Source organism: Erwinia sp. B116 (assembly GCF_002865965.1).
Taxonomy (GTDB): domain Bacteria; phylum Pseudomonadota; class Gammaproteobacteria; order Enterobacterales; family Enterobacteriaceae; genus Erwinia.
Map to the genome: position 1 here is coordinate 34,924 of NZ_JRZZ01000020.1, position 26,677 is coordinate 61,600.

The following is a 26,677-nucleotide window of genomic DNA, read 5'->3' on the forward strand; positions in this document are numbered from 1 at the left end:
TGTCGATCGGTTGCTTAACCGCCTGCTGAGCGGCGAACGGCCGCTGGCGGTGCGGCTGCTGGTGATTTACGGCAACCCGCACGCGCTGCGGCAAAACAGGCGCTATCTTGATGTCGATATGAACCGGCTGTTCGGCGGCCGCTGGCAGAAGGTGGCCGACTGCACCGAGGCGCGGCGTGCGCTGCGCCTTGAGCAGGCGGTTGAACAGTTCTGGCAGGCGGGTGAGTCAGCCGGGACGCGCTGGCACCTGGATATGCATACCGCCATTCGCGGGTCTTTGCACCCGCGTTTTGGCGTGATGCCGCAGCGCGTTGGCCCCTGGCCTGCGGATTTTCTGTGCTGGCTGGCCGCCGCCGGGCTGGAGGCGCTGGTGTTCCACCGCGCGCCGGGTGGCACTTTTACCCACTTCACCGGTGAACATTTTCAGGCGGCCAGCTGTACGCTGGAGCTGGGTAAGGCGCTGCCGTTTGGTGCCAACGACCTGGCGCAGTTCAACGCCGCGGACGCCGCGCTGAGCGCGCTGCTGTCGGGTGAAGCCTGGCCGCTGGCGGAGGCCACGCCGGTACGCTATCGCGTGGTGCAGCAGATCACCCGGGCGTCAGAGGCGTTTACCCTGCATATGGGACCGGAGACGCTGAACTTTACCGCCTTCGGGCAGGGTACGCTGCTGGCCGAAGCGGGAGAGCAGCGCTGGGTGGTGGAGCAGCCGCGTGAGAGGGTGCTGTTCCCTAATCCGGCGGTAGCCATCGGCCAGCGGGCCGGGCTGATGCTGGTGGAGGAGAGTGATTATCCGCCGGACCCGCTTTAGCCGGTGCGGTTACCCAGGGCACGTTAAGTCCGACTAAGGAAAAACCATCACTTTTTTCTTCCGTCGGACTTACGGACCTATTACACTCCTCCTTAATTTCTGCACAAACCCGCCACTGATTCATACTCTTTTTCAATTCTTATCATTAATCTTCGTAATCTCTCCACGATCGGCGTGAAGTTGTCTTTTATGCTTGCAGGGCTTTACCTACCCTCTGACTGATTGACGTTCAGCACCGTAAACTTGCTTTCGACATCGCGACAATACGGTCGCCAGAGAACTGAAAAGTAAGGATAAATAATATGCGTAAATTAACTTCTCTCTTCGTTGCTGCTTCACTGGCTCTGGGCGCGGCCAATATTGTTCATGCCGCCGCAGACAACCTGACGCCGCCGCCGGCCGGGGCTGAAAAACCGATGAACCATAAGCCGCCGCGTCCGGACGGCCTGCATCAGTTTAAAGGCCTCAACCTGACCGACGCGCAGAAACAGCAGATGCGTGACATTCTGAAAACGGCGCACAAAGATTTTAAACGTCCTTCGCTGGAGGAGCGCCGTGCGCTGCACAGCATCGTCGCGGCGGACAGCTTCGATAAGGCTAAAGCGGAAGCCCAGGCGGAGAAAATGACGGTCAACGGCAAAGCGATGGCGCTGGCGCGTCTGGAAACCGAAAACAAGCTGTATAACGTGCTGACCGCCGATCAGAAAAAACAGTTCAACCAGAATTTTGAGAAACGTCTGACTGAAAAGCCGCGTCATGAAGGTAAAATGCTGCCAGCCGAAGACTAAACTTCGCGCCGTAAGCAGTCCGGTGCCGCGCTGAAGCCTTAGCCTCGCGCGGCATTAATTGAAACCGCCGGTGTTGCCCACCCGTCCGAGGACGGTGGTCAGCCCCGGCGGTTTTTTTTAACGTTTACCCGAGGGGGATAACCGGCAGCCTGCCGCTGATTAACGGCTTGCAGAGGATTTTATAGCCGTCGCTGTCAAAGCCCGGCGGCGTGCTGGTCAGCGCCGTGGCGTCCGCCAGCTCGCTGACCGAACCGAGGTAGAGCCAGTTGTTAATGACGTGGATCTGCTTCTGACCCGGCCGCTCTTCCACCACGCCCACCGCCCCCGGCCACGGCCAGCACTGCACGCGCAGCGCGTCAAGCGCGACACGCAGCCGCTGCTGGTGGGCCTCCACGCTCTCTTTGCCGCAGCAGGCACCGGCACAGCGCTTCAGCGCCGCGCGGAAGCAGCCGCGCCCGGCGGTCACCGACTCCAGCCCGAGCAGGCCATAGCAGAGCTGGTGCTGGTCGGCGATCTTCTGCAGTGCCTCCAGCGCCGCCCGCCGGCTGGCAAACAGGCCGAACAGATTGGGGGTGTGCGAGAAATCGACCTCGCGTGCCGACACCACCTGCGGGCGCTGGTCATCCAGCCGCAGCGAGCAGAGCTGGCGGTTTTTGCGCAGGCGTTTGTTAAACAGCGGCTGCTGCAGCTTGATCATCTGCGCCTCGAGCAGCAGCGCGCCCAGCTCCCCGGCGGTGGGGATCCAGCTGATGCGCAGCGCCTGCCGCAGCATGCGCGCTTCGTCCGGGGTACGCAGGTGCGACAGCACCCGGCTGCGGATATTGACGCTCTTACCGATATACAGCGGCAGGGTTTCACTTTCACCGTGGAAGATATAGACGCCGGGCAGGGTGGGCAGGTCTTCCAGCCACGGCCGCAGGTGCTCAGGATACTGATAAATGGCCGCTGCCTCGAACGCCAGGCGGGGGCTTGTGGCTCTTCTACTCACACATCACTCCGATTACTGTTTGCCTGTACAGTATAGCAGCAAAAATGCGCGGTGGCAGGCTATGCCGGGTGGCGAAGCGGGCATCGACGATCGTAATGGATTGCGGATTGCGGATTGCGGATTGCGAATGCTGATGACAGATGACAGATGACAGATGACAGATGACGGGTGACACAGGCTGGGGAAGAGATAGCGTGATGCAACGCCGGACACAGGAGCGGCATGGAGGAGGCGAATGGGTAATCTGGCTGAGAGAAGTACGCAGGGCAGAAATTTCCGCCCTGCACAACGTGTTACTGTTTCCAGAAATCGTCAAATACCGTGATCGGCGTGCGGCGCTTATGCTCGGTTTTCAGATACCAGCCTTCGATGGTCTTCGCGGCGTCCGGCTCGATGCTTTCACCCTGCAGATAGCGGTCAATCTGCTGGTAGGTGACGCCGAGCGCCACTTCATCCTGCAGCCCCGGACGATCGTCTTCCAGATCGGCGGTCGGCTGTTTCAGGTACAGGTGCTCCGGGCAGCCCAGCGCCTGCAGCAGCTGTTTACCCTGGCCCTTGTTGAGGCGGAAAATCGGGTTGATATCGGTGCCGCCGTCGCCGTACTTGGTGAAGAAGCCGGTGACCGCCTCCGCCGCGTGATCGGTGCCGACCACCACGCCCGCCGTCATGCCGGCGATGCTGTACTGGGTTTTCATCCGTTCACGGGCTTTCTCGTTGCCGCGCACAAAATCGGACAGGACGATGCCCGCCTCGCGCAGCGCCTGCTCACTGGCCTGCACCGCCGCCTTAATATTGACCGTCAGCACGCGATCGGGCTGGATAAAGGCGATGGCGTCCTGGCAGTCCTGCTCGTCGGCCTGCACGCCAAACGGCAGGCGCACGGCGATAAACTGATAGTCGCCGTTGCCGCTCTCTGCGCGCAGTTCGGTAATTGCCGTCTGGCACAGCTTACCGGTCAGGGTCGAATCCTGCCCGCCGCTGATGCCCAGCACCAGCGACCTCAGGAACGGGTATCTTTTCAGGTAAGCCTTAAGAAAATCGACGCTGGTGCGGATTTCGGCGTCAACGTCGATGGCCGGTTTAACGCCGAGCGCGGTGATAATTTCCTGTTGCAGAGACATCTGATACTCCTCAGATTCAGCGCCACCGGCGGTGGCGGTAAGCAGTTGCGTCTGATTAAGCTAACGCGCATGACGCGAAACAACAATCATCAATCCCTTATGTCTCGCGTCGGTTGCTGAAAAATCAGGCGGACCTGGGCTTTTGCGCCAGCAGGGTGAACATCAGGATCGCCAGCGTGTAGCAGCCGAAGATGGTGGCGGTCATGGTCATCACCGAGGTGCCGCCAATGCCGGTGACCGGCACGCTGATGCCGCCGAGGGTGAACATGGTGACGCCCAGCACCGCCGAGGCGCTGCCTGCCCGGTGGCCCTGGCTCTGCATCGCCAGCGACGAGGCGGTTACCGAAATGACGCCGTTGCTGGCCACGCTGCAGAACAGCGCGATCAGCACTACCGGCAGCGCCGCGCCGCTGATGCCGGCCAGCAGCAGGCTGGCAGAGGCGACAAACGCCAGCGTCAGGCCGGCTTTCAGCACCCTGTACTCACCAAAATGGCGGCTGAGGCGGGCAGCGGTCTGCGAGGCGATAATCAGGCCGATGCCGTTGGCGGCGAAGCAGAAGCTGAACTGCTGCGGAGTCAGCTGGTAGATCTCCTGCAGCACGAAGGGTGACGCGCCGATGTAGGCAAACATCCCCGCCATCATAAAGCCCTGGGTCAGGCAGAAGCCCATAAACGGCCGACAGCTAACCACCTGGCCGAGCGCGGCCCACGCCGAGAAGATGCTGCCCTGGCTGCGCCGCTCGACGGGTAGCGTCTCATGCAGCTTGACGCGGGCGAGGATAAACAGCAGCACCGCAATCGCGCCGATGGTCATAAACAGGCCGCGCCAGTCGAGGAAGGCCATCAGCGCGCCACCCATCACCGGGGCGGCGATCGGAGCCAGGCCGTTGACCAGCATCAGCAGCGCAAAGAAGCGGGTCAGATCGTGGCCGCTGTACATGTCGCGGGCGATGGCGCGCGACAGTACGGCTCCGCCGGCACCCGACAGCCCTTCAAACAGGCGTGCCAGCAGCAGCTGGTTAATATCCTGTGCCAGCGCACAGCCAATCGATGCGATCAGCAGCAGTACCAGCGACAGCAGCAGCGGGCGCAGGCGTCCGTATTTGTCGCTCAGCGGGCCGAAAAACAGCTGACCTACGCCAAGGCCCAGCAGCCCGGCGGTCAGGCTCAGCTGGGCGCTGGCGGTGGAGGTCTGCAGGTCGCTGGCCAGGGAAGGCAGGGCGGGCAGGTACAGGTCAATGCAGAGCGGGCCAAGGGCTGCCAGCAGGCCAAGCGTAATGGCGTAACCCATACGGTTAGGGTGTGCAGATGTCATGATGCCTCGGAATCAAATAGCAGGTGATAAAACTGTTGGTAGAGCGGGTAGAGCTGTTCCGGTGATGCCTTCTGCGGCATCAGCCGCCGCCACGAGGTGCCTTCCACCATCACCGCCAGCAGCTCGACGCAGGCGCGCGCACGTTCATCGCTGAGGTGCGGGTGCTGCTGCTGCACTTTCTGGCAGGCGTGGCTGAACAGGCGGGCGTCGGCGTCGGCCATCATCTGCGCCACCGCCGGGTTGCGGGTGCTTTCAGCGGCGACCTCGAACATCAGCGCCTCATCGTCTTCGTTAAGCACCTGCCGCCAGGCCAGCAGCTCGCACAGGTGGCTGCTGTCGCTGGTGCTCTTCATCTCCTGCAGGCGGAAGTCGATAATCCGCGTAATCATCTCGGCGATGATTGCGTCTTTACTGGTGAAGTAGCGATAGATCTGGCCGACGCTGAGCCGCGCCTCCGTTGCCAGCTGGGCCATGCTGGCGGCGTGAAAGCCGTGCTGGCGGAAGCAGCGGCGGGCGGCGGTAATGATTTCGTCTTTGCGCAGGCGATGGCGTTCATCGCGTGCTTCAGCGGGGGTAACCATCGGTAATGCGCTCCTGCTGGGGGCCGCCCACGCTGAGGCCGCAGCGGCCAGCATGATGCGAACGATCGTTCTCATTTTTTTATTATAAACATCGTGCCGCGCGTGCGATATCATTTTCTGTAACAGATTTGATTAATCTGAATTTGTATTCCAGGATTAGTGGGACATGGATAAAAATGAGGAATAACAAATGCGTAAAATGACGGGATTGATCGGTGCCGCAGTCACTCTGGCAATTTTATCGGGCTGTACTGCCTACGACCGCGCCGAAAGCTATGTCACCAAGCCGGTGGTGCAGGACGTTAAAAAGGGCATGACGCGTGCGCAGGTGCGTGACCTCGCCGGGCCTCCGGCCACCGAGATAACCATGGTTCACGCCCGCGGCACCTGCCAGACCTACGTGCTGAAAGAGCGCGATGGCAAAACCCAGACCTACTTTGTCAGCTACAACGACACCGGTCGGGTGATGAACTACGGCTTCCAGAGCTGTAAAGAGTACGATACCGACCCGCAGACCAATCAGTAACCGCACTCGTCGGTACGTCGCTGAATCCGCGCCGTGCCGCCGTCAGAGCATAAAAATGGCCGCTGTAAGTTCAGCGGCCATTTTTTTATGCCTGTGAATTATAAACCCGGCGGGCGCGGCACTTCCAGATACTGGCCGTCGATATTGCGCCGGTAGTAGTGGCCATCTTCGACGTAGAAGCGTTCGCCGTTGTAGTCCAGCGCGTGCATGCTGCCGCCCCTGTAACGTTCAACCGGTCGGTCAACCACCACGTAGCTGTTATCACGCTCACGCTGATAATATGTGCCGTTCAGCACGTAATAGGTCAGGCCGCCGATCAGCACCGCCGCAGCGGCATCCGGCAGAAATGAGAGCCGTCCCGGGCCGCCGTGGCGCCATTCCGGCCCGCCATGGCCGCCGTCGTGCCAGCCCGGTCCGGGTCCCCAGCCGCCGGGGTGGGCAGTGGCGAGCGTCGGGGCCAGCAGCGTGAAGGCGAGTAGCGTAGTCATCACCTTTTTCATAGGGGGTTCTCCTGTTGCAACTGTCGCCAGCATCGGCGCTTGCCGGCCAAAACACAAGCGCTAACCTTACCGCATTATCTGCTGCTTACAGCGCTTAACGATTCCTTTACCTGACCGCCACGATTGGGCGAAATTAAGATATAAAAAAGCCCGGATGGCGATCCGGGCTGGAGGATAATGCTGTGCGGATAAGGCGATTAACGCTGCGCCAGTTCGGCTTCGTTATCGGCATCGGTCAGCAGGATCTGCTTATCGGTCTGCTTCAGCCACTGGCTGGTCAGGGTACCGGCGGTCATCGAGCCGTTGACGTTCAGCGCGGTACGGCCCATATCGATCAGCGGTTCGATGGAGATCAGCAGCGCCACCAGGGTGACCGGCAGGCCCATCGCCGGCAGCACGATCAGTGCGGCGAAGGTGGCACCGCCGCCCACGCCAGCCACGCCGGCCGAGCTGAGGGTGACAATGCCGATCAGGGTGGCGATCCACAGCGGGTCAAACGGGTTGATGCCGACGGTCGGGGCGACCATTACCGCCAGCATGGTTGGATAGAGGCCGGCACAGCCGTTCTGGCCGATGGTGGCACCAAATGAGGCGGCAAAGCTGGCGATCGACTCGGGCACGCCCAGACGACGCGTCTGCGCTTCCACGCTCAGCGGGATGGTGGCGGCGCTGGAGCGGCTGGTAAAGGCGAAGGTGATCACCGGCCACACTTTACGGAAGAAGCGCAGCGGGTTGACGCCGTTAACCGACAGCAGCAGCGCGTGCACGGCAAACATAATCGCCAGGCCGAGGTAGGAGGCCAGTACAAAGCTGCCGAGCTTGATGATGTCGCTGAGGTTAGAGCTGGCGACCACTTTGGTCATCAGCGCCATCACGCCGTACGGCGTCAGCTTCATAATCAGGCGTACCAGCTTCATCACCCACGACTGCAGGGTATCGATGGCTTTCAGCACCCGCTGGCCTTTCTCTGCGTCATCCTTCAGCAGCTGCAGGGCAGCCACGCCGAGGAAGGCGGCGAAAATCACCACGCTGATGATTGAAGTGGGGTTGGCTCCGGTCAGATCGGCAAACGGATTCTTTGGAATAAAGGAGAGCAGCAGCTGCGGCGCGCTGAGGTCGGCCACTTTGCCGGCGTAGTTAGTCTGGATCGCGGTGAGACGTGCGGTCTCCTGCACGCCCTGCACCAGCCCGCTGGCGTTGAGGCCAAACAGCCAGGTGACAAACACGCCGACAGCGGCAGAGATTGCGGTAGTGAACAGCAGCACGCCGATGGTCAGCACGCTGATTTTACCCAGTGAAGAGGCGTTATGCAGGCGGGCGACGGCGCTGAGAATCGAGGCGAACACCAGCGGCATCACGATCATCTGCAGCAGCTGGACGTAGCCGTTACCGACCAGGTTAAACCAGCTGACGGACTGTTTAATCACGTCGCTGCCTTCGCCATAGACGGTGTGCAGGGCGAGGCCGAACAGTACGCCGACCACAAGGCCAAACAGCACTTTCTTCGACAGGCTCCAGCCCTTACGGCCGGCTTTGCCGACCAGCAGCAGCAGCGCGATAAAGGCGACGAGGTTAACGATCAGAGGAAAATTCATTTCCGGTTCTCCAGAAGGGTGTGCAAAGCAGGTCACGGCTGGCGGCAGTTGATTTGTGCCGCGCAGCAAGTCGTACAGGGGCGGGATGGTATCAGCTTGTTAGCGCATGGCTTATATCCAAAAGGAATTGATTATAACTTTTTGTATTTAATCGCCGAATTATTGCGCTTTCTGGTGATTAATCAGGCTGCTGACGCTGTTCTGCACGCTGCTGACCATGCCGCTGGCCCAGCCATTCTGACCAAAAGGCGCAACCCCCGGTGGAAACCACATCGCGTAGCCGACCAGCGCCAGGCACAGTACCCGCTCCAGCTGGTTGCCTTTCTGGCTGCGCAGGATCGGCAGGCGAAAGCGCCAGCGGCAGGGCCACAGCAGCGGTACGCCGGCCGGGGTCAGCATATCCGCCACGATATGGCTGAGGTAGCCCAGCACCAGCCCCTGAAAGGCATCGGCAGGGATCAGCCAGCCTGCCGGCAGCGGCGTCTGCAGCAGCATCACGCCACCGGCCACCGCCAGCAGGCTGTGGGTAAAGCCGCGGTGGCCAAACGCGCGGGCGATCGGTTTCGACAGCCAGGCCAGCCGCTGCCCGAGCAGTGACTTCGGATGGTCGATATCCGGCAGCAGGCAGGTGAGCAGCGCCGCCGGAATAATATGCCACCAGTCGGCGCTGGCCAGCACCGGCGTCAGTTCAGCGCGCTTGGCAAAGATGGCGCTGGCAATGGCAAAAATAAGATGGCCTTCGGCCGTCATGGGGATCCCTGGCTACATAGCTGTCGATGTATCCAGTATAGGGAATATATACAGTAGAATAAATATGTGACGCTGTAACGAAGAGCAAATATTTTAAGGAGATGTTTCTTAGATTTGCACTGGAGTGACAGCGATGATCCTGGCCACCACCGGGGGTAGTGGCCAGATAATGCCAGCGTGATGCGGTCGCAGCGGCTGACGCTTAGCCTTTCAGGTGCGCGGCGGTCAGCTCGGCCAGCGAACCCAGCTGCACGTCGGCCAGCGCCCAGCGCGCATCCTGACGGTTCTCCGCCGCCGGCACCACGATGGAGCGCATCCGCGCCGCTTTGGTCGCGATCATGCCGTTAAAGGAATCTTCCAGCGTCACGCAGTTGAGCGGATCGATCCCCAGCCCGCGTGCGGCGTCCAGGTAGACCTGCGGATGCGGCTTGCTGTACGGCAGTTCACCGGCGGAGGCCAGTACGTCAAAGTAGCCGCGCAGGTCAAACAGCGCCATCATCCGCTCAAGCATATACAGCGGGGATGCAGAGGCGAGGCCGATTTTCAGGCCTTCGCGTTTGCAAAGCTCCAGCGCCTCTCGCACGCCGGGCAGCAAGGGGCGGGTTTCTTCTACCCGGGCAATCACGCGGGCGATAATCCGTTCGGCCACCTCGGCCTGGGACGGGCCGCTCCACGGCATCGCGTCGTACCACAGGCTGACCACCTGATCGATGCGCAGGCCAAGGGTATCGGGCATACCCTCGGCTTCCGTCAGTGACAGCCCCAGTTCGCTGAAAATTTCCAGCTCGGACTGGTGCCAGAACGGCTCGGAATCGATCAGTAACCCATCCATATCAAAAATTGCGGCCTGTACCGGGCGACGATGTGACATTTTACGGCTCCATTTAACGGTTTGCGTCACCTTAGCACGAAGCGGGCGTTGAAAAAATGCACTGGCGGCGGCTCCCGACGCGGGTGCCGCGTAAAAACAGGCTTTTAGCGGGCACTTTTCTGCCAGTGCAGGTAGACTTACTGCCAGACAACGGACCGACTGGAGAAAGCATGACCTATCAACAGGCTGGCAGGGTTGCGCTGTTAAAGCGCATCGCAGGCTGGATCATTTTTATCCCGGCACTGATATCAACGGTGATTTCACTGCTGGGGTTTATGGAAAAAAGCCGTGAACAACGGGAAGGGATCAACGCGGTGATGCAGGATTTTGCGCACGTGATGATCGATATGATTCGCTTCAACACCGGCTTTCTGCAGGGTTTCTGGGATAATTCGCCGGTGCCGGACTTCAACTCCGGATTGAACGTGCTGTTCTGGGTGATTTACTGGCTGATTTTTGTCGGGCTGGCGCTGCAGGCCTCAGGGGCCCGGATGGGCCGTCAGGCACGCTATCTGCGTGAAGGGCTTGAAGATCAAATGATTCTGGAAAAAGCGCGCGGTGCCGATGGTCAGAGCCGCCAGCAGCTGGAAGAGAAGATTGTCGTGCCGCGCCACACCATCTTCCTGCAGTTCTTCCCGCTCTATATCCTGCCGCTGGTTATCGCCGTTGCCGGCTACTTCCTGTTTAAGCTGTTAGGCTTTATCTGGTAGCCACTGCGCCATGTCAGCCCTCATGCAGAGGGCGCATGGCGTTGCTGTTTCCCCCCTTCATCCGCATCCAGCAGCGCGCCGACGGCCTGTTGCGCTTCACTCATCCAGCTGCCGCCGAACACGTTAGCGCGGTTAAGCAGGTAATAAAGCTGATAGATCGGCTGCCGCTTCCGGTAGTCCGCGGGTAACGGCCACACCGAGTCATAGCCTTCTGCAATCTGCGCCGGCAGGTCGCTGAACCAGGACAACATTGCCAGGTCACATTCACGATCTCCCCAGTAGCAGGCAGGGTCAAACAGCCAGGGACCTTCAGCGCTGCCGCTGCAGTTGGCTGGCCACAGATCACCGTGCAGCAGCGAGGGTTCAGGATGGTGGTTGCTGAGCGCCGCCTGCGCGCAGCTGACAATCAGCTCTGAATTACCATACTGAATGCCTTTTTCCGCGGCCAGCTGCAGCTGCCAGCCGATACGCTGTTCGGCAAAGAATACCGACCAGCGCTTCAGCCAGCTGTTAGGCTGCGGGGAGGTCGTGATGTTGTTATCGAAGTCGAGGCCAAACTGCGGCTGCTCGCTCCACTGATGAAGGCGGGCCAGCTGCGCACCAAGCTGCCAGGCGTTTTCTGCGTTAAGTGGGGTGGGAGCAATGAACTCCAGCAGCAGGAAACTGTGGTCCCGCGAGCTGCCGACGCCGTACACTTCCGGCACGCGCACGGTGCCGGTGCGCGCCAGCAGCTGCAGCTGATCGGCCTCCCAGGTGAAGAGGTCCAGCATCTCGCGCTGGTTGCACTTCACGAACACCTCGCGCTCTCCATATCGCAGTTGCCAGGCCGAATGGACTTCTCCTCCCGGGAGTTCGCGGCGGGCGCTGATTTCCGCCTGACCAAACTGCTCACTCAACAGACGATCGATGGCTGACCACATAGGGCACTCCTTATGATTCGTGAGATTGCACCATCCTAACGCTTAAAGAATAACCAAAACCAGAACTTATGCACGACCCGCACAACTCGTTGCAAAATATCAGCCGCGATCCTGCCGGTAAAAATCCTGCCACAGCTGCACGTCCACGTCGGGCGCGCTCTCCAGCACACGTTCGCCAAGCCCGCGCGCCAGCTGCTGCACCTCTTCTGACGGCAGAGCGGTAATCAGGCCAAAGTTGTTGCTGCCCAGCTCATGCGGGTGACCCTGCGCATCGTTCAGGGTGGTGGTAAAACCGGCAGCGAGCAGCGTGCTGTTCAGCTCCAGCAGGTCGGCAAGGCCACGCTCCTGATAGCGCAAGGTAACGACGTACTGCTGAATGTTCTCCTGGCTCATGATTCACCTCATTGTTAATAAAGATGTTTCCAGCATAGACCATGCGGGCACCCTGCGCAGAAATTTGGCGTTTTTTGCAGCAAGTTGCGAAGGGAAAGGGGGGCGTGATGAGAGCAGATAATTCTTATCAGCCGGCAGGTGTTTTCCTGGTCATTACCCTCTATAATGCGCGCCGTAAATTGGAATGCTCTCATTCCTCAGGTTATTCAGTGAAGATGCTTAGTAAAAAGAGCGATTTAACATATTGTTACGAAACTTACCGTAAATTGCGTTGATCGTCCTTCAAAAAACTTCAGACTCACTCTCTTTTAAAACACTGTCGTACGGGTCACATTTAATGAAAGCGATCAATAAACTGTCTGTAGTTCTGCTGCTCTCCGGTGGCGTGCTGTGTCAACAGGCGCTGGCGGACAATAACGTCTTTACGGTTATGGATGACCCAAGCACGGCGAAGAAAGATTTCGAAGGTAACGCCGCCGCCGGCTACCTGGCGCAGACCGGTAATACCACCAGCTCCTCGGTGACCGCTAACACCAACATGACGTGGTATCAGCCGAGCACCGCCTACAGCCTGTGGGGCAACGCCAGCAACACCTCCTCAAACGACGAACGCGCCTCCGAAACCTATCAGGTTGGCGCGCGTACCCGTTACAACATGAACACCGCTGACTACCTGTTTGGTCAGGCCAGCTGGCTGAGCGACCGCTTCAACGGCTACGATGGTCGTTCTATTCTGGCCGCCGGTTACGGTCGCCAGCTGCTGAACGGCCCGGTGCATTCACTGCGTGTGGAAGCCGGTCCTGGCGTGCGTTATGACGAGTACCACGAAGGTGGCCATGAGACTCAGGCGCTGGCCTACGGTGCGCTGAGCTACCAGTGGCAGCTGACCGATAACACCCGGTTCATTCAGGGTGTCTCCGTGCTGGGCAGCGACGATACCACCGTCAACTCCGAAACCGGCCTGCAGGTCGGTATCAATGAGCACTTTGCGCTGAAAGTGGCTTACAACGTCACCTGGAACCAGAATCCGCCAGCCTCCGCGCCGGACAGAACGGATACCAAAACCACCGTGACGCTGTCGTACGCGATGTAATCTCAGACGGGCCGGATTTCCGGCCCGTTTTGCACTGGCTGTGCTGCCTTTACCCTCCGTCTACCTTCGCACGAGCGTTTCACCGCCTTGCTGCAGCTTTTACGCAATCGACTACGCTTTACTGACTAACGTCAGAGGAGGCTGCTATGTCCCAACATCCGTCAAAAGAGAAGCGCGAAGACCATCATCCGGCGAAGGACGACCCGCAGGATCACGGCGAAATTCCGCGCACCCGCGACGACAGCGAGGATGACAAAAAAGACCCGTATCAGGACCGTTAGTCTGTCCACCTCCACGCCTTTAACCGGGTGGAGGATCTTCCTAAAATCGCCGTGCCTTCCGCGTTGATTCATCCTCCGCTTGTGCCATTCGCGGCGCTGACCGTGCAATTTATCCTTATGAAGTGTAAGATACTTCCTCTTCAAAAGTTCGGCCCTTTCCCGCTTTTGAATCTGTGTACCAGGCTGCGTACCGGATTAGCAATTGTGAGCTAATTCACAGGGCTAGATGTCTGATACTAAAAGAAAACTCGATTATGTAAGTAGCCTCGCGTATGGGTTACCACTGCAATTAAGGATGTTACATGCCAGTTATTACTCTTCCTGATGGAAGCCAGCGTTCGTTTGATCACGCCGTAAGCGTGATGGAGATTGCCCAGGATATCGGGCCAGGTCTGGCGAAAGCCTGTATTGCCGGCCGCGTTAACGGCGAGCTGGTGGATGCGGTTGACCCGATTACCGAAGATGCCCATGTTGCCATCATCACCGCAAAAGATGATGCCGGCCTGGAAATCATCCGTCACTCCTGTGCCCACCTGTTAGGGCACGCGATCAAGCAGCTGTGGCCCGATACCAAAATGGCTATCGGCCCGGTGATCGACAACGGTTTCTACTACGATGTGGATATCGATCGCACCCTGACGCAGGAAGATATTGAGCAGCTGGAAAAGCGTATGCACCAGCTGGCCGAGACCAACTACGACGTCATCAAGAAGAAAGTGAGCTGGCAGGAAGCGCGTGACGCCTTTGCCGCACGCGGTGAAGAGTACAAAATCACTATTCTGGATGAGAACATCAGCCGTGACGATCGTCCGGGCCTGTATCATCATGAAGAGTACGTGGACATGTGCCGCGGCCCGCACGTGCCAAATATGCGTTTCTGCCACCACTTCAAGCTGCAGAAGATTTCTGGCGCTTACTGGCGTGGCGACAGCAACAATAAAATGTTGCAGCGTATCTACGGTACCGCGTGGGGCGATAAGAAGCAGCTGGCAGCCTATCTGCAGCGCCTGGAAGAGGCCGCGAAACGCGACCACCGTAAAATCGGTAAGCAGCTTGACCTGTACCACATGCAGGAAGAAGCGCCGGGCATGGTTTTCTGGCATAATGACGGCTGGACCATCTTCCGCGAGCTGGAAGTGTTTGTCCGTACCAAGCTGAAAGAGTACGAGTACCAGGAAGTGAAGGGTCCGTTTATGATGGATCGCGTGCTGTGGGAAAAAACCGGCCACTGGGAAAACTACAAAGAGGCGATGTTCACCACCTCGTCTGAAAACCGCGAGTACTGCATCAAGCCGATGAACTGCCCGGGTCACGTGCAGATCTTCAACCAGGGCCTGAAATCGTACCGCGACCTGCCGCTGCGTATGGCAGAGTTCGGCAGCTGCCACCGTAACGAACCCTCGGGTGCCCTGCACGGCCTGATGCGCGTGCGTGGCTTCACTCAGGACGACGCGCATATCTTCTGTACCGAAGAGCAGGTGCGCGACGAAGTAAACAGCTGCATCAAGATGGTTTACGACGTCTACAGCACCTTTGGCTTTGAAAAGATCGTGGTGAAACTCTCCACGCGTCCGGAAAAGCGCATCGGCGCTGATGAACTGTGGGATCGCTCCGAGGCTGACCTGGCCGCTGCGCTGAAAGAGAACGGTATTCCGTTTGACTATCAGCCGGGTGAGGGCGCGTTCTACGGTCCGAAAATTGAATTTACCCTGTATGACTGCCTCGACCGCGCATGGCAGTGTGGTACCGTTCAGCTGGACTTCTCGCTGCCGGGCCGCCTGAGCGCGTCATACATTGGCGAAAATAATGACCGTCAGGTGCCGGTGATGATTCACCGTGCGATTCTGGGGTCAATGGAGCGCTTCATCGGGATTTTAACCGAAGAATTTGCCGGTTTCTTCCCGACCTGGCTGGCTCCTGTACAGGTAGTGGTAATGAATATTACCGATAGTCAGTCTGAATATGTTGCAGAACTGACACGAAAACTGCAAAATGCGGGCATTCGCGTAAAAGCAGACTTGAGAAACGAGAAGATTGGCTTTAAAATCCGTGAACATACGTTGCGTCGTGTGCCTTATATGTTGGTCTGTGGCGATAAAGAGGTGGAAGCTGGCAAAGTGGCCGTTCGCACCCGCCGCGGTAAAGACCTGGGCAGCATGGACGTTAACGAAGTGATCGCGAAGCTGCAGAATGAAATTCGCAGTCGCAATCTTCATCAATTGGAGGAATAAAGTATTAAAGGCGGAAAACGAGTTCAACCGGCGCGTCCTAATCGCATTAACAGAGAAATTCGCGCCACTGAGGTTCGTCTGACAGGCGTCGATGGCGAACAGATTGGTATTGTCAGTCTGAATGAAGCTTTAGAAAAAGCTGAAGAAGCAGGTGTTGATCTGGTCGAGATCAGCCCTAACGCCGAGCCGCCCGTATGTCGTATCATGGACTACGGCAAGTTCCTTTACGAAAAAAGCAAATCTTCTAAGGAACAGAAGAAGAAGCAAAAAGTTATCCAGGTTAAGGAAATCAAATTCCGTCCTGGAACCGATGATGGCGACTATCAGGTCAAACTACGCAACCTGATTCGCTTTCTGGAAGATGGCGATAAAGCCAAAATCACGCTGCGTTTCCGCGGTCGTGAGATGGCGCACCAGCAGATCGGTATGGAAGTGCTTAACCGCGTCCGTAAAGACCTGTGTGAAGATATTGATCTGGCGATTGTCGAGTCCTTCCCTACGAAGATCGAAGGCCGTCAGATGATTATGGTGCTCGCTCCCAAGAAGAAACAGTAGGCCCTCAAGTAGTCGTGCCGCGTGCTGAAAGGCGCGCGGCGTGATTCGCCTGTCTGATTCATTTTATTAACAATGCGAAGTGGATATTTTTTAAATGCCAAAGATTAAAACTGTACGTGGCGCGGCCAAGCGCTTCAAGAAGACCGCTTCTGGCGGCTTCAAGCGTAAACACGCTAACCTGCGTCATATTCTGACTAAAAAATCTACTAAGCGTAAACGTCACCTGCGTCCGAAAGGCATGGTGTCTAAAGGCGATCTGGGTCTGGTTATCGCCTGCCTGCCGTACGCATAAGTAATTTTTTAATTCATTCAGAATATTAACAGGAGAGCGTAATGGCTCGTGTAAAACGTGGTGTAGTTGCTCGCGCACGTCACAAAAAAATCTTAAAACAAGCTAAAGGCTACTACGGTGCACGTTCACGTGTATACCGCGTTGCTTTCCAGGCTGTTATCAAAGCTGGTCAGTATGCTTACCGTGACCGTCGTCAGCGTAAGCGTCAGTTCCGTCAGCTGTGGATCGCGCGTATCAACGCCGCAGCCCGCACTAACGGTATCTCTTACAGCCGCTTCATCAATGGCCTGAAAAAGGCTTCTATTGAGATCGACCGTAAGATTCTGGCTGACATCGCAGTATTCGACAAAGCGGTATTTGCTGCTCTGGTAGAAAAAGCGAAATCAGCTCTGGCGTAAGTCAGACTCCCTGAAATATTTCGTCGCGAAGCGCAAGCAGGCTGACGGAAGATGAAGGGAAGAAAGGGGGGCTTGCCCCCCTTTTTTATTGCTCCTAACCGCAGCAAATGATTGACTTTTATTCCATATAACCTTTCAATAGAGCGGTTGATTGTGCCACCGGGTATTACCATGATAAATGCGAACTTCCGTTTCTTTTTTTACTTTAGCACCTGAATGTCGGGGGCTTTTGCGCAGAGAAAAGAAACGAAAATTCGCGCTGAAAGCCTCCCATGTGGAGGCTTTTTTCGTTTTTACACCCGATTACCGGACGAACGGGATCTCCCGTCCTGACCAAAAACAGACCGGCCACCCTGGCTGGAAGAAGAGGAAAGCATGTCACATCTCGCAGACCTGGTGGCGCAGGCGAAAGCCGCCATCAACGGTTCCCAGGATGTCGCCGCGTTAGAAAACGTTCGCGTCGAATTTCTGGGGAAAAAAGGGCATCTCACGCTGCAGATGACCACCTTACGTGAACTGCCGGCCGACGAACGCCCGGCGGCAGGCGCGGTGATCAATGACGCCAAGCAACAGGTGCAGGACGCGCTGGCCCTGCAGAAGGACGCCCTGGAATCTGCCGAAATGAACGCTCGCCTGGCACAGGAGACCATTGATGTCTCACTGCCGGGCCGCCGCATCGAAAATGGCGGCCTGCATCCGGTTACCCGCACCATTGACCGTATTGAGACCTTCTTTGGCGAACTGGGCTTTTCCGTCGAAACCGGCCCGGAAATTGAAGATGACTATCACAACTTCGATGCGCTGAATATTCCGAGCCACCACCCGGCACGCGCCGATCACGATACCTTCTGGTTCGACGCCACCCGTCTGCTGCGCACGCAGACCTCCGGCGTGCAGATCCGTACCATGAAAGAGGGTGAGCCGCCGATCCGCATTATCGCGCCGGGCCGCGTCTACCGTAACGATTACGATCAGACCCACACCCCGATGTTCCATCAGATGGAAGGGCTGATCGTTGATAAAAATATCAGCTTTACCAATCTGAAAGGCACGCTGCACGATTTCCTGAACAACTTCTTTGAGGCTGACCTGCAGGTTCGTTTCCGTCCGTCCTACTTCCCGTTCACCGAACCCTCCGCAGAAGTGGACGTGATGGGTAAAAACGGTAAGTGGCTGGAAGTGCTGGGCTGCGGCATGGTGCATCCGAGCGTGCTGCGCAACGTCGGCATCGATCCGGAAGTTTACTCCGGCTTCGCCTTCGGCATGGGCATGGAGCGTCTGACCATGCTGCGCTATGGCGTCACCGATCTGCGCGCTTTCTTCGAAAACGATCTTCGTTTCCTCAAACAGTTTAAATAAGGACCGGTAAACCAATGAAATTCAGCGAACTCTGGTTACGTGAATGGGTCAACCCGGCCGTTAGCAGCGAACAGCTTTCCGACCAGGTCACCATGGCCGGCCTGGAAGTGGATGGTGTGGATGCGGTTGCCGGTGCCTTCCACGGCGTGGTGGTGGGTGAAGTGGTTGAGTGCGGCCAGCACCCGAACGCCGATAAACTGCGCGTGACCAAAATCAACGTCGGCGGCGAGCGCCTGCTGGATATCGTCTGTGGCGCGGCCAACTGCCGCCAGGGTCTGAAGGTGGCGGTGGCCACCGTCGGCGCGGTACTGCCGGGCGATTTCAAAATCAAAGCGGCGAAACTGCGCGGTGAACCTTCTGAAGGCATGCTCTGCTCATTCTCCGAGCTGGGTATTTCCGACGATCACAACGGCATTATCGAACTGCCGCAGGATGCACCGATCGGCAGCGATATTCGCGACTATCTCAGGCTGGACGACAGCACCATCGAGATTAGCGTCACGCCTAACCGTGCCGACTGCCTGAGCATTCTCGGCGTGGCGCGTGACGTGGCGGTAGTTAACCGTCTGCCGCTGACCGCCCCGGACATCGCGCCGGTAGCGGCTACCATTACCGATACCTTCCCGATCCGCGTTGAAGCCACCCAGGCCTGTCCGCGTTACCTGGGCCGGGTAGTTAAAGGCGTTAACGTCACCGCGGCAACGCCGCTGTGGATGAAAGAGAAGCTGCGTCGTTGCGGCGTGCGCTCGATCGATCCGGTGGTGGACGTCACCAACTATGTGCTGCTGGAACTGGGGCAGCCGATGCACGCCTTCGATCTGGACCGCATCAGCGGCGGCATCGTGGTGCGCCTGGCGGAAGAGGGCGAGACGCTGACTCTGCTGGACGGCAGCGAAGCGAAGCTCAACGCCGACACGCTGGTGATCGCCGATGAGCAGAAAGCGCTGGCGATGGGCGGCATTTTCGGCGGTGAACACTCCGGTGTGAACGCTGAAACTAAGAACGTGCTGCTGGAGTGCGCCTTCTTCAGCCCGCTGTCGATCGTTGGCCGCGCGCGCCGTCACGGCCTGCATACCGATGCTTCCCACCGCTACGAGCGCGGCGTCGATCCGACCCTGCAGCATCAGGCGATGGAACGTGCCACCCGCCTGCTGCTGGACATCTGCGGCGGTGAAGCTGGCCCGGTGATCGACGTGACCGATACCGCTCAGCTGCCACAGCGTGCCTCTATTACCCTGCGTCGTGAAAAGCTGGATCGTCTGGTCGGCCACGTGATTGCCGATGAAGAGGTCAGCGATATTCTGACCCGCCTCGGGTGTGTCGTCACCGGCGGCAACGGTGAGTGGCAGGCCATGGCACCGGGCTGGCGCTTCGATATGGAGATCGAAGAGGACCTCGTGGAAGAGGTTGCCCGTATTTACGGCTACAACAACATCCCTGACGTACCGGTGCAGGCGGGTCTGGTGATGACCCGTCACCGTGAAGCGACGCTGTCGCTGAAGCGCGTGAAGTCGCTGCTGGTGGACAAAGGCTATCAGGAAGCGATCACCTACAGCTTCGTCGACCCGAAAATTCAGGCGCTGCTGCACCCGGGCGAAGAGAACCTGGTGCTGCCAAGCCCGATCTCCGTTGAGATGTCGGCGATGCGTCTGTCGCTGTGGAGCGGCCTGCTGGGCGCGGTGGTCTATAACCAGAACCGCCAGCAGGCGCGCGTGCGTCTGTTTGAGAGCGGCCTGCGCTTTGTGCCTGATACCCAGGCAAATCTTGGCATCCGTCAGGATGTTATGCTGGCCGGGGTCATCGCCGGCAGCCGTATTGAGGAGCACTGGGCTCAGGCACGCGAGACGGTCGACTTCTACGATCTGAAGGGCGATCTGGAGTCGCTGCTGGAATTAACCGGCGAACTGGACGCGATCCGCTTCGTGGCCGAAAGCCATTCTGCGCTGCATCCTGGGCAGAGCGCGGCGATTTATTTACGCGATGAGCGGGTTGGATTTATTGGCGTGGTGCACCCGGAAGTTGAGCGTAAACTGGATCTTAACGGCCGTACGGTGGTGTTCGAACTGGAGTGGAATAAGGTCGCAAACCGCGTCCTGCCTGACGCCAGCGCGATTTCCCGCTTCCCGGCCAACCGTCGTGATATCGCCGTGGTGGTGGCTGAAAACGTCCCTGCAGCAGATATCATCGCGGAGTGTAAGAAAGTTGGCGTAAATCAGGTAGTTGGCGTAAACTTGTTTGACGTGTACCGTGGTAAGGGCGTAAATGATGGTTTTAAGAGCCTCGCTATCAGCCTGATTTTGCAAGATACCAGCCGGACACTCGAAGAAGAGGAGATTGCCGCTACCGTTGCAAAATGCGTAGAGGCACTGAAAGAGCGATTCCAAGCATCCTTGAGGGATTGAACCTATGGCGCTTACAAAAGCTGAAATGTCTGAATACCTGTTTGAGAAGCTGGGGCTGAGCAAACGGGATGCCAAAGAACTGGTAGAACTGTTTTTTGAAGAAGTGCGTCGTGCTTTGGAAAACGGTGAGCAGGTGAAACTGTCAGGATTTGGCAACTTCGACCTTCGCGACAAGAATCAACGTCCGGGTCGTAACCCGAAAACGGGTGAAGATATCCCGATTACGGCTCGCCGTGTGGTGACCTTCAGGCCTGGACAGAAGCTGAAAAGCCGGGTAGAAAACGCCACACCGAAAGAAGAGTGATTTCTGCTATTTAAAAGGCCGCGCAAGCGGCCTTTTTTACATCAGCAATATCAGTATGTTGCTTTAAAATTCAACGATTTAAATGCAATACAAATCCTGATAAGGCCGGGCCAATCCTGATGTTTTGTGCAGAATGTGGACAACTTTAGGGCGGTTGCCACACTGTGGGACAGTGTGGCAGAAGGAAGAGAAGAAGAGTTAAAAAAGGAATTTGGCAGTGGTCATGCAAAGAGCGGCTACACCAATGATGGTGGCTGCAATCCATTTGGTTTGGGATGCGATCTCTTTGTGCATGTCAGTCCTGATGAGCTGCATATCTTCTTTTGTTGCAAAGGTTTCAGAACGCGCTGTAAATTTGGCCGTGTCCAAACGAATTTGGGTCGTATCTTTCTCAAGCTGTTCAACGCGCTTCTCTAATCTTTCCAACATACCTCCGCCTCCGTTGCCTCCGCCATGCTCTGGGAGTGCCGTGCTGTTTGTTAAGTCTGTATCTATTTTATCACCAAAAAGGCTCACAAGGTTATCTGGTGCGTTGTTCATTTTTTGCCTCCCGTTTTTTCAACGGGAAACAGATCGGCTTCTAACCAGAGTACTACCAGGCTTGCCCAATAATAACTTGTAAAGCCGCATTCACTACAAATAACCCGGTACTCACAGTTATCAGGTGATGCAGGTTTTGATTCACTGATTTTATACCAGATAACGTATTTTTTTTCTGCGAAAGACGACGAACCCGCCAGGCTCGCACTGTATGCAGCGTCGTCAGTTTCAGGTACGACCAGGCGCGAACCACCGCAAGACATACAACACTGAGCAACTTTTTTAGCTCTCAGGAATGTCGCAAAAACCTCCGGAGAAACCCGTTCAAGTCGTTTCGTTTCTTCCCTGTCGTGATTCATCGCATATTCTCCAGCGGATTCATTTTACAGCAAAATTCTGACAGTCTGAGCTAACGCGCAGATAGACCATCGTTTAGAGGATGGTGCTGTGTCCCGGGTTTTTTTGCAATACAATGATGTGGCCGCCTTAATCATAAAGTGCGATGCGAATTCGTGGCGGATCACACCGGACAGAACCGTGAATTACAGCGCCTGCTCGGCAGGAAAACCATGGAGGCGGATACCCTCAATGAAGCCGTGGAGTACGGCCGGGCAAAAAAGGACTGCACATGTGCGCTTGTTGCCCGAGGACGACGAATAACCGACGTTTGCCGGAGCATCGGTGTCGCATGTGCAGATGAGTCTACGAGTTAACCGCCGGCCGTGCTGGGAAGATGGTCGCCGATGGCGTCAACCTAAAGACGAAGACGTGATATCACGCGTTCGTGAAGCCGTTACGGACCTTCCGACTTATAGGTTAGAGACTAGGCTGGATCCTGCTGTTAAGGCGGTCAGGGGAAACGTCTCTGCCCGTCGTGAACGTAAAGCGGGTCTATTGGATTATACGCGTGCACAACCTTCTGCTGGAGCGAAAACCGACCACTCCGGCCCGAAAACGGGCACATAAACGGCGCGTGGCCATTGCGGAAAGCAACCGCCGCTGGTTCTCAGGCGGTTTCGAGTTCCGTTGTGACAACAGTGAGGAACTGCGCGTCACGTTGGTACAGGATTGTTTCTATCGCGAAATCATTGACTGGGCCGTAGGAGCAGGTGGCTACGATAAATAAACGGTACAGGACGTAATGCTGCGCGCGGTTGTACGTCAGTTCGGTCAGCAGCTTCGGCTCACGGCGATCGAATGGCTGACAGACAACGGCTCGGCCTATCGTGTCAGGAAAACACGTGCGCTCGCGAGGTTGCTGGTGCTGGATCCATGAACAACGGCGGTGTGAATTCCGGAAAGCTACGGCATAGCATGTAGCTTCGTCGATACAATCAAACTTGACTATATCAGGGGTGATGCCCAAGCCGGACAGCGAAACGGCGGTGCTGAATCTGTCAATAGAGTTCTGTCAATACAATGAGCATCACCCGCACAGTGCACTGGGATATTGCTCACCACGAGAACTTATACGCAGGAAATTCTGCAATCATAAGAGAGAAAAACAATCTTGATATAAATGGGCAAATCAAGGTTTTGATTTAAAATCATTGCATGATTTTTTATAGATGGTAAGATTCGTGGTAAACCTCCAAAACCTTTTTCTTAAATGATTTTTCTTGTCATGAATAATTGGGCGGTATTTTAATATAGCAGGCTATGCATGTGGAGACGAAAAATGTCAGGTAAAGGTATTGATGAAAATGAAATCGAAGAGTGGTTTCAAGAAGAAATTGAAGATTCTGATAAAGATATTTTAACTACAGAAGTGACCATTGAGGAGAAGTTTTCAATCTCTCAATTAAAAGTCATTAGAACATCAATGGATTTTACGCTTCACCATCTGAAACAGTCTTTAGAGGAGGGTGATTATATCAATGCGTCGCCTAAATATCAGCGCCGGCATCGGTGGGATATAAAGAAAAGATCTCAACTAATTGAGTCTTTTTTGATGAATATTCCTGTCCCACCAATTTTTCTTTATGAAAATGATTATAATCAATACGAAATAATGGATGGCAGGCAGCGTATTGATACGCTGAGAAGTTTTATGAATAATGAGTTTTCATTGCGTGGGTTGGAGTTTTGGAATGAATTAGATGGTAAAAGATATAGTGATTTACCGCTGTTAATTCAGAGGGGGTTGGCAAGGAGAACTATAAATGCGGTTGTGCTATTAGCTGAAACAAATGCATATTCAGATGATGATGTTGATATACGTCAAATTCTGTTCAAGCGGCTTAATACGGGTGGTGTTCAACTTAACCCTCAAGAGTTAAGGAATGCACTCTATCCTGGGCGGTTTAATGAATTAATTTCCAAGCTGTCACGTAATATGGTTTTCACGAAAGCTTGGGGTATACCTCCAAAAACTCCCAATGAGAGTACGGATCCATCACAAGAACTTTTAAAAAATACTTTGTTTAGAAGTATGGCCGATTGTGAGCTTGTGCTAAGATTTTTTGGAATAAGGTCGTTAATCACTCAAGGGACACTAGGATCGTTGAGGAGAGTTTTGGATAAAACAGCTAAGCTGTATCAATCTGCGGATGAAGAAGAAATAAACATGTTAGAAGAAATTTTTCTGAAAAGTTTAAATGGACTTCATGACATGTTTGGTGAGGATCTGTTTATCATACCTAAAACTGGTAAATTGAGTCGTCCATTGTATGATGCTTTAATGGTTGCTTATAGTTTAATAAATCCTTTGACCCTTTCTCCTCATGATAGAGTAAGAGAATCGCTAAACTCAATTGCACCAAATTCAGATGAATATAATATCTTAATCGGTAAGGGAAATACAACTGAAGCCATCAAGGAACGTGTTGAGTTGGCTAAGCATATATTGACAAGCTAGGGGGTCAGTGAAATGTATACTACATTATCAGATTTTCATGCTGACCTTGATAAAGTTTCTCGTTTACTTGAACTTACCGGGCAAATTAAAGAGTTCTCTGGGCTTCAAAGTTTGTATCAGCAATCGTCTGGCATGGGTTTTCAATGCGTAAAAAGCGAAATCCAGAGTGTCGAAGTAATCGGAGAAGAAGTTTTAAATGAAAATGGATCTGAGCAGACCAATAAGTCTAGTGCACCAATGGATAGTAATGCTCAGGATATTGCTGCGACATCAGGTGAAGATTTTACTATTAATCAGAGTCAAAAGGAAGTTGATTTGGTGGTTAAGCTTCATTCAACATCGAGAAATAACCATTCTAACTTAGTGATATTAAATGGCACGTTACTTTTATTCATTACTGGGCGATTCGAATCTTTTGTACGTGATACTTTTGAAGAATATTGCAAAAACTTAACAGAAAGAGTGGATAAGTTTTCGGATTTACCTAATGATATGAAGGTGAATCTGATGAAATATACTTCAGAAGTTATATCTAATCCTAGAAGGTATGGGCATGCAGATAATGGCGTTAAGGCTTTCGTTAGAGTAATGAATAACAACTTGCATGATATTTCCCCAGTAGAAATAAACTATCAATGCTTATCTATTACTTCTGAGAATATGAGGGCAGGAGTCCTCTCTGATTTATTTCAACGTGCAGGTGTTAAAAATATTTTGGAGAAGCTATCTCAACAATCAAAACTTCAATTGCATTGGGGTAGTAAAGATTCAGCACTCGTTTCAAAAAGTTCAGAAAAGTATTTGAATTCTTTGATGGAATTAAGGAACTCAATCGCGCATCCGTCAACATCAATTACTTGGCCAGATTCTGAAGCGATAAATAAAGCTCTTGATTTTTTTAGAGTTTTTAGTACTGTTCTGATTGATGTTCTGCCAGTGTTCGAGTTGGATGTCGGTAGTGTACACACGGTGTAAGTTTTAGGGGTGCGTGCTAGTTTGCACCCTATTAAAGACTATATTGATTTGGTTGGATTTAATATTTCAATGTTAAATTATTTTTAAAGCTCAATGACTCCAAGTTGATTTTTAAGAAAAGAACTAATCAAGCAGAGTGTGAAAATCTCTCCGATTAAGGTATCCTTTTTAAGGGCGTCAATGAATTTCAAAAAAACTTTTCTTGATGCGAAGTTAAAGTGTTTTAATTATGGTGGGCATGACTGCTATTTAATTAAAATCATCAGGTTAGAGTTTATTTTATGATAATGATGTGATTTTTTGAAAAAAGTAGTGTGTGGGATTTGTATTTTTATTATGATGTTTGTGGGGTGTTGTTTTAAATTACATAAAGTCATTTTTAATTGGTAATTTGTTATTTTCCTCTAAAATAACTGTTCCTAATTGGTATATTATTCAGAGGGAGCTCAGCCCAGATTTTGCGATGTTGTCGATTGCGAAACCAAACCAAACCAAACCAAACCAAACCAAACCAAACCAAACCTATCACAAACTGTACTGAACGATAACGCTTATATCTTTATTCCCGTAGTGAACGATGTCTGATACAGATAGAAATTTTTTTAAAACTACGATAAAAATCACGTCTGTTAACTTATCGCTGTGCTTATATTGCACTGGGGTGAACGTGTCAGCGTGGTGGACAGAGTACTATGTATTAACCTTTGTTCGATAGAGGGCCTAATTAATAGGTTTGTATTCTACGGTTCCGAAGGTATCGAGTAACTACGAGCAGAACACGGATTACAGCGTATTTTTGAACAGATAATCGGCATGCTTAAGCGATTTGTTGAGTGTTTTCCGGTGACTTCAGTTATGAGTGCACACAGCAGTACTGAATTACTGGAGATGAAGATCAACCAGAAACAGGATGTGAGTTGCATCCCTCTATAGTGTATAGAAGGGCTGCACAAACCAGTGTATCTGCAATTCTCATCGGTAGGAAAAATTGTAGCGATAATTACGGCATTGGCTCTGTGCTGTAAAGATCATCCGATTTTTTACGAAGATAAATGGATATCCATCTGAACCCTAGAATCGCGATGAATTGTTGTTTCGCGCTCAATAAAAGCTGGTGGCCTCTATGGGACAAAATGAAAAACACCACCTTGCAGATGCTTCGAACTATGTCACAGGGCGGGTCAGAGATGTCGTTAGTGGTAGTATAAAATTCGATATTGTTCATCAAATTGTCGCGGCACAAGAGAGCGAGTTACCTGTGGACCAAAACGACCAAGCTCATCATGGATAACATCATTCAAAAAAACTATCAAACGCTGCGTTGGATGACGGCCAAATGCGATTTTTAGCGTGGTATCTCAGCAGTGTATTTACCTCGAATAAATTATATTTAACGGCTCTTGTAGGTGCTGCATGGAATTGACTTCAACGCCAGAATGATGAAATCGATAATGTTAGGTACGTCAGTAGCGTGCGGTGATCTCATTATGGCCGTGTAGGAGGCTGTTGGTATCAGGTAACCAC

General features: G+C 54.4%; 28 protein-coding genes, 1 pseudogene and 1 other annotated feature. Of the genes and pseudogenes, 17 read left to right on the forward strand and 12 right to left on the reverse strand.

The window, feature by feature from the left end; all coding sequences use genetic code 11:
• The coding region (gene astE, locus NV64_RS14355; protein WP_101506188.1) for a succinylglutamate desuccinylase at positions 1–808 on the forward strand (808 nt) is incomplete at its 5' end.
• A 302-nt stretch (positions 809–1,110) separates the two neighbouring features.
• The gene (spy, locus tag NV64_RS14360; RefSeq protein ID WP_056234534.1) at positions 1,111–1,596 is read left to right on the forward strand and encodes an ATP-independent periplasmic protein-refolding chaperone Spy; all 486 of its coding nucleotides are present in this window, start codon (positions 1,111–1,113) and stop codon (positions 1,594–1,596) included.
• A gap of 124 nt (positions 1,597–1,720) precedes the next feature.
• Here the strand turns inward: spy and cho are convergent, their stop codons facing one another.
• The 4 genes from cho to NV64_RS14380 form a co-directional block, all read right to left on the reverse strand.
• A complete protein-coding gene (gene cho, locus NV64_RS14365) occupies positions 1,721–2,584 on the reverse strand; it encodes an excinuclease Cho (RefSeq protein ID WP_056234536.1) in 864 nt (287 codons plus the stop codon).
• Between the two features lie 293 nt (positions 2,585–2,877).
• Complete coding sequence (gene nadE / locus NV64_RS14370; RefSeq protein ID WP_056234539.1) at positions 2,878–3,705, reverse strand: ammonia-dependent NAD(+) synthetase; 828 nt, start codon at positions 3,703–3,705, stop codon at positions 2,878–2,880.
• Between the two features lie 124 nt (positions 3,706–3,829).
• Positions 3,830–5,020 carry a multidrug effflux MFS transporter gene (locus NV64_RS14375; RefSeq protein WP_101506169.1) on the reverse strand — a complete coding sequence of 397 codons (1,191 nt, stop codon included), beginning with the start codon at positions 5,018–5,020 and terminating at the stop codon, positions 3,830–3,832.
• A complete protein-coding gene (locus tag NV64_RS14380) occupies positions 5,017–5,601 on the reverse strand; it encodes a TetR/AcrR family transcriptional regulator (protein WP_056234546.1) in 585 nt (194 codons plus the stop codon). The genes NV64_RS14375 and NV64_RS14380 overlap by 4 nt, the downstream gene beginning before the upstream one ends.
• Before the next feature lie 190 nt (positions 5,602–5,791).
• Here NV64_RS14380 and osmE point away from each other — a divergent pair, with 190 nt between their 5' ends.
• On the forward strand, positions 5,792–6,127 hold the full coding sequence (osmE, locus tag NV64_RS14385; protein WP_056234550.1) for an osmotically-inducible lipoprotein OsmE: 336 nt from the start codon (positions 5,792–5,794) through the stop codon (positions 6,125–6,127).
• A 98-nt stretch (positions 6,128–6,225) separates the two neighbouring features.
• Here the strand turns inward: osmE and NV64_RS14390 are convergent, their stop codons facing one another.
• The 4 genes from NV64_RS14390 to hxpB form a co-directional block, all read right to left on the reverse strand.
• On the reverse strand, positions 6,226–6,627 hold the full coding sequence (locus tag NV64_RS14390; RefSeq protein ID WP_101506170.1) for a DUF6515 family protein: 402 nt from the start codon (positions 6,625–6,627) through the stop codon (positions 6,226–6,228).
• A gap of 197 nt (positions 6,628–6,824) precedes the next feature.
• Positions 6,825–8,222, reverse strand: a complete 1,398-nt coding sequence (locus NV64_RS14395) for an L-cystine transporter (RefSeq protein WP_101506171.1) — start codon at positions 8,220–8,222, stop codon at positions 6,825–6,827.
• A 159-nt stretch (positions 8,223–8,381) separates the two neighbouring features.
• Positions 8,382–8,972, reverse strand: a complete 591-nt coding sequence (locus tag NV64_RS14400; RefSeq protein WP_056234559.1) for a metal-dependent hydrolase — start codon at positions 8,970–8,972, stop codon at positions 8,382–8,384.
• A 202-nt stretch (positions 8,973–9,174) separates the two neighbouring features.
• A complete protein-coding gene (hxpB, locus tag NV64_RS14405) occupies positions 9,175–9,843 on the reverse strand; it encodes a hexitol phosphatase HxpB (RefSeq protein WP_101506172.1) in 669 nt (222 codons plus the stop codon).
• A 170-nt stretch (positions 9,844–10,013) separates the two neighbouring features.
• On the opposite strand from hxpB, the gene NV64_RS14410 reads away from it, so the two are divergent.
• Entirely contained in the window at positions 10,014–10,553 is a 540-nt protein-coding gene (locus NV64_RS14410) for a YniB family protein (RefSeq protein ID WP_101506173.1), read from the forward strand.
• 20 nt (positions 10,554–10,573) lie between these two features.
• On the opposite strand, the gene NV64_RS14415 is transcribed toward NV64_RS14410, so the two are convergent.
• Both NV64_RS14415 and ghoS read right to left on the reverse strand, forming a co-directional pair.
• A complete protein-coding gene (locus NV64_RS14415; protein WP_101506174.1) occupies positions 10,574–11,473 on the reverse strand; it encodes a fructosamine kinase family protein in 900 nt (299 codons plus the stop codon).
• 99 nt (positions 11,474–11,572) lie between these two features.
• Positions 11,573–11,866, reverse strand: a complete 294-nt coding sequence (ghoS, locus tag NV64_RS14420; RefSeq protein ID WP_101506175.1) for a type V toxin-antitoxin system endoribonuclease antitoxin GhoS — start codon at positions 11,864–11,866, stop codon at positions 11,573–11,575.
• Positions 11,867–12,203: 337 nt separating this feature from the next.
• On the opposite strand from ghoS, the gene NV64_RS14425 reads away from it, so the two are divergent.
• From NV64_RS14425 to ihfA, 9 genes are all read left to right on the forward strand, one after another.
• A complete protein-coding gene (locus NV64_RS14425) occupies positions 12,204–12,959 on the forward strand; it encodes a YdiY family protein (protein ID WP_056234573.1) in 756 nt (251 codons plus the stop codon).
• Positions 12,960–13,105: 146 nt separating this feature from the next.
• Positions 13,106–13,240: a hypothetical protein gene (locus NV64_RS24375; protein ID WP_255354425.1), complete on the forward strand. Its 135-nt coding sequence runs from the start codon at positions 13,106–13,108 to the stop codon at positions 13,238–13,240.
• A 302-nt stretch (positions 13,241–13,542) separates the two neighbouring features.
• Positions 13,543–15,471, forward strand: coding sequence for a threonine--tRNA ligase (gene thrS / locus NV64_RS14430; RefSeq protein ID WP_056234576.1), 1,929 nt, complete (start codon positions 13,543–13,545; stop codon positions 15,469–15,471).
• A gap of 3 nt (positions 15,472–15,474) precedes the next feature.
• The gene (gene infC, locus NV64_RS14435; RefSeq protein ID WP_072166329.1) at positions 15,475–16,026 is read left to right on the forward strand and encodes a translation initiation factor IF-3; all 552 of its coding nucleotides are present in this window, start codon (positions 15,475–15,477) and stop codon (positions 16,024–16,026) included.
• 94 nt (positions 16,027–16,120) lie between these two features.
• Positions 16,121–16,318 (forward strand): 50S ribosomal protein L35, encoded by a 198-nt coding sequence (gene rpmI, locus NV64_RS14440; protein ID WP_004157374.1) that lies wholly within the window; start codon positions 16,121–16,123, stop codon positions 16,316–16,318.
• A 41-nt stretch (positions 16,319–16,359) separates the two neighbouring features.
• Complete coding sequence (rplT, locus tag NV64_RS14445; RefSeq protein ID WP_004157375.1) at positions 16,360–16,716, forward strand: 50S ribosomal protein L20; 357 nt, start codon at positions 16,360–16,362, stop codon at positions 16,714–16,716.
• A 165-nt stretch (positions 16,717–16,881) separates the two neighbouring features.
• Positions 16,882–17,007 (forward strand) — a sequence feature (Phe leader region).
• Between the two features lie 84 nt (positions 17,008–17,091).
• Positions 17,092–18,075 carry a phenylalanine--tRNA ligase subunit alpha gene (pheS, locus tag NV64_RS14455; RefSeq protein WP_056234583.1) on the forward strand — a complete coding sequence of 328 codons (984 nt, stop codon included), beginning with the start codon at positions 17,092–17,094 and terminating at the stop codon, positions 18,073–18,075.
• A 14-nt stretch (positions 18,076–18,089) separates the two neighbouring features.
• Positions 18,090–20,477, forward strand: a complete 2,388-nt coding sequence (gene pheT, locus NV64_RS14460; RefSeq protein ID WP_101506177.1) for a phenylalanine--tRNA ligase subunit beta — start codon at positions 18,090–18,092, stop codon at positions 20,475–20,477.
• A gap of 4 nt (positions 20,478–20,481) precedes the next feature.
• A complete protein-coding gene (ihfA, locus tag NV64_RS14465) occupies positions 20,482–20,781 on the forward strand; it encodes an integration host factor subunit alpha (protein WP_056234587.1) in 300 nt (99 codons plus the stop codon).
• Between the two features lie 198 nt (positions 20,782–20,979).
• On the opposite strand, the gene NV64_RS14470 is transcribed toward ihfA, so the two are convergent.
• Both NV64_RS14470 and NV64_RS23190 read right to left on the reverse strand, forming a co-directional pair.
• Positions 20,980–21,321, reverse strand: coding sequence for a hemolysin XhlA (locus tag NV64_RS14470; RefSeq protein WP_233208991.1), 342 nt, complete (start codon positions 21,319–21,321; stop codon positions 20,980–20,982).
• A complete protein-coding gene (locus tag NV64_RS23190; RefSeq protein ID WP_146005491.1) occupies positions 21,318–21,680 on the reverse strand; it encodes a hypothetical protein in 363 nt (120 codons plus the stop codon). Before NV64_RS23190 ends, NV64_RS14470 begins: the two co-directional genes overlap by 4 nt.
• A 171-nt stretch (positions 21,681–21,851) precedes the next feature.
• Between NV64_RS23190 and NV64_RS24095 the strand changes: the two are divergent.
• From NV64_RS24095 to NV64_RS23440, 4 genes and pseudogenes are all read left to right on the forward strand, one after another.
• Positions 21,852–22,835: pseudogene (locus tag NV64_RS24095) on the forward strand (IS3 family transposase); the annotation flags it as partial.
• 164 nt (positions 22,836–22,999) lie between these two features.
• Entirely contained in the window at positions 23,000–24,178 is a 1,179-nt protein-coding gene (locus tag NV64_RS14475; RefSeq protein WP_199177666.1) for a DUF262 domain-containing protein, read from the forward strand.
• Between the two features lie 12 nt (positions 24,179–24,190).
• Positions 24,191–25,153, forward strand: coding sequence for a HEPN domain-containing protein (locus NV64_RS23195; protein ID WP_146005492.1), 963 nt, complete (start codon positions 24,191–24,193; stop codon positions 25,151–25,153).
• A 1,123-nt stretch (positions 25,154–26,276) separates the two neighbouring features.
• Entirely contained in the window at positions 26,277–26,444 is a 168-nt protein-coding gene (locus NV64_RS23440; protein ID WP_158239898.1) for a hypothetical protein, read from the forward strand.
• Positions 26,445–26,677: the final 233 nt, after the last annotated feature.

Bases quoted from the DNA above. Each gene is read 5' to 3' on its own strand.
- NV64_RS14470 (WP_233208991.1), bottom strand. From the start codon at position 21,321: ATGAACAACGCACCAGATAACCTTGTGAGCCTTTTTGGTGATAAAATA.
- thrS (WP_056234576.1), top strand. From the start codon at position 13,543: ATGCCAGTTATTACTCTTCCTGATGGAAGCCAGCGTTCGTTTGATCAC.
- NV64_RS23440 (WP_158239898.1), top strand. From the start codon at position 26,277: ATGGGACAAAATGAAAAACACCACCTTGCAGATGCTTCGAACTATGTC.
- NV64_RS14400 (WP_056234559.1), bottom strand. From the start codon at position 8,972: ATGACGGCCGAAGGCCATCTTATTTTTGCCATTGCCAGCGCCATCTTT.
- NV64_RS23195 (WP_146005492.1), top strand. From the start codon at position 24,191: ATGTATACTACATTATCAGATTTTCATGCTGACCTTGATAAAGTTTCT.
- NV64_RS14375 (WP_101506169.1), bottom strand. From the start codon at position 5,020: ATGACATCTGCACACCCTAACCGTATGGGTTACGCCATTACGCTTGGC.
- ghoS (WP_101506175.1), bottom strand. From the start codon at position 11,866: ATGAGCCAGGAGAACATTCAGCAGTACGTCGTTACCTTGCGCTATCAG.
- NV64_RS14475 (WP_199177666.1), top strand. From the start codon at position 23,000: ATGTCAGGTAAAGGTATTGATGAAAATGAAATCGAAGAGTGGTTTCAA.
- osmE (WP_056234550.1), top strand. From the start codon at position 5,792: ATGCGTAAAATGACGGGATTGATCGGTGCCGCAGTCACTCTGGCAATT.
- rplT (WP_004157375.1), top strand. From the start codon at position 16,360: ATGGCTCGTGTAAAACGTGGTGTAGTTGCTCGCGCACGTCACAAAAAA.
- NV64_RS14425 (WP_056234573.1), top strand. From the start codon at position 12,204: ATGAAAGCGATCAATAAACTGTCTGTAGTTCTGCTGCTCTCCGGTGGC.
- NV64_RS14395 (WP_101506171.1), bottom strand. From the start codon at position 8,222: ATGAATTTTCCTCTGATCGTTAACCTCGTCGCCTTTATCGCGCTGCTG.
- hxpB (WP_101506172.1), bottom strand. From the start codon at position 9,843: ATGTCACATCGTCGCCCGGTACAGGCCGCAATTTTTGATATGGATGGG.
- pheS (WP_056234583.1), top strand. From the start codon at position 17,092: ATGTCACATCTCGCAGACCTGGTGGCGCAGGCGAAAGCCGCCATCAAC.
- NV64_RS14380 (WP_056234546.1), bottom strand. From the start codon at position 5,601: ATGGTTACCCCCGCTGAAGCACGCGATGAACGCCATCGCCTGCGCAAA.
- NV64_RS14390 (WP_101506170.1), bottom strand. From the start codon at position 6,627: ATGAAAAAGGTGATGACTACGCTACTCGCCTTCACGCTGCTGGCCCCG.
- NV64_RS23190 (WP_146005491.1), bottom strand. From the start codon at position 21,680: ATGAATCACGACAGGGAAGAAACGAAACGACTTGAACGGGTTTCTCCG.
- nadE (WP_056234539.1), bottom strand. From the start codon at position 3,705: ATGTCTCTGCAACAGGAAATTATCACCGCGCTCGGCGTTAAACCGGCC.
- NV64_RS14410 (WP_101506173.1), top strand. From the start codon at position 10,014: ATGACCTATCAACAGGCTGGCAGGGTTGCGCTGTTAAAGCGCATCGCA.
- spy (WP_056234534.1), top strand. From the start codon at position 1,111: ATGCGTAAATTAACTTCTCTCTTCGTTGCTGCTTCACTGGCTCTGGGC.
- ihfA (WP_056234587.1), top strand. From the start codon at position 20,482: ATGGCGCTTACAAAAGCTGAAATGTCTGAATACCTGTTTGAGAAGCTG.
- pheT (WP_101506177.1), top strand. From the start codon at position 18,090: ATGAAATTCAGCGAACTCTGGTTACGTGAATGGGTCAACCCGGCCGTT.
- rpmI (WP_004157374.1), top strand. From the start codon at position 16,121: ATGCCAAAGATTAAAACTGTACGTGGCGCGGCCAAGCGCTTCAAGAAG.
- NV64_RS14415 (WP_101506174.1), bottom strand. From the start codon at position 11,473: ATGTGGTCAGCCATCGATCGTCTGTTGAGTGAGCAGTTTGGTCAGGCG.
- NV64_RS24375 (WP_255354425.1), top strand. From the start codon at position 13,106: ATGTCCCAACATCCGTCAAAAGAGAAGCGCGAAGACCATCATCCGGCG.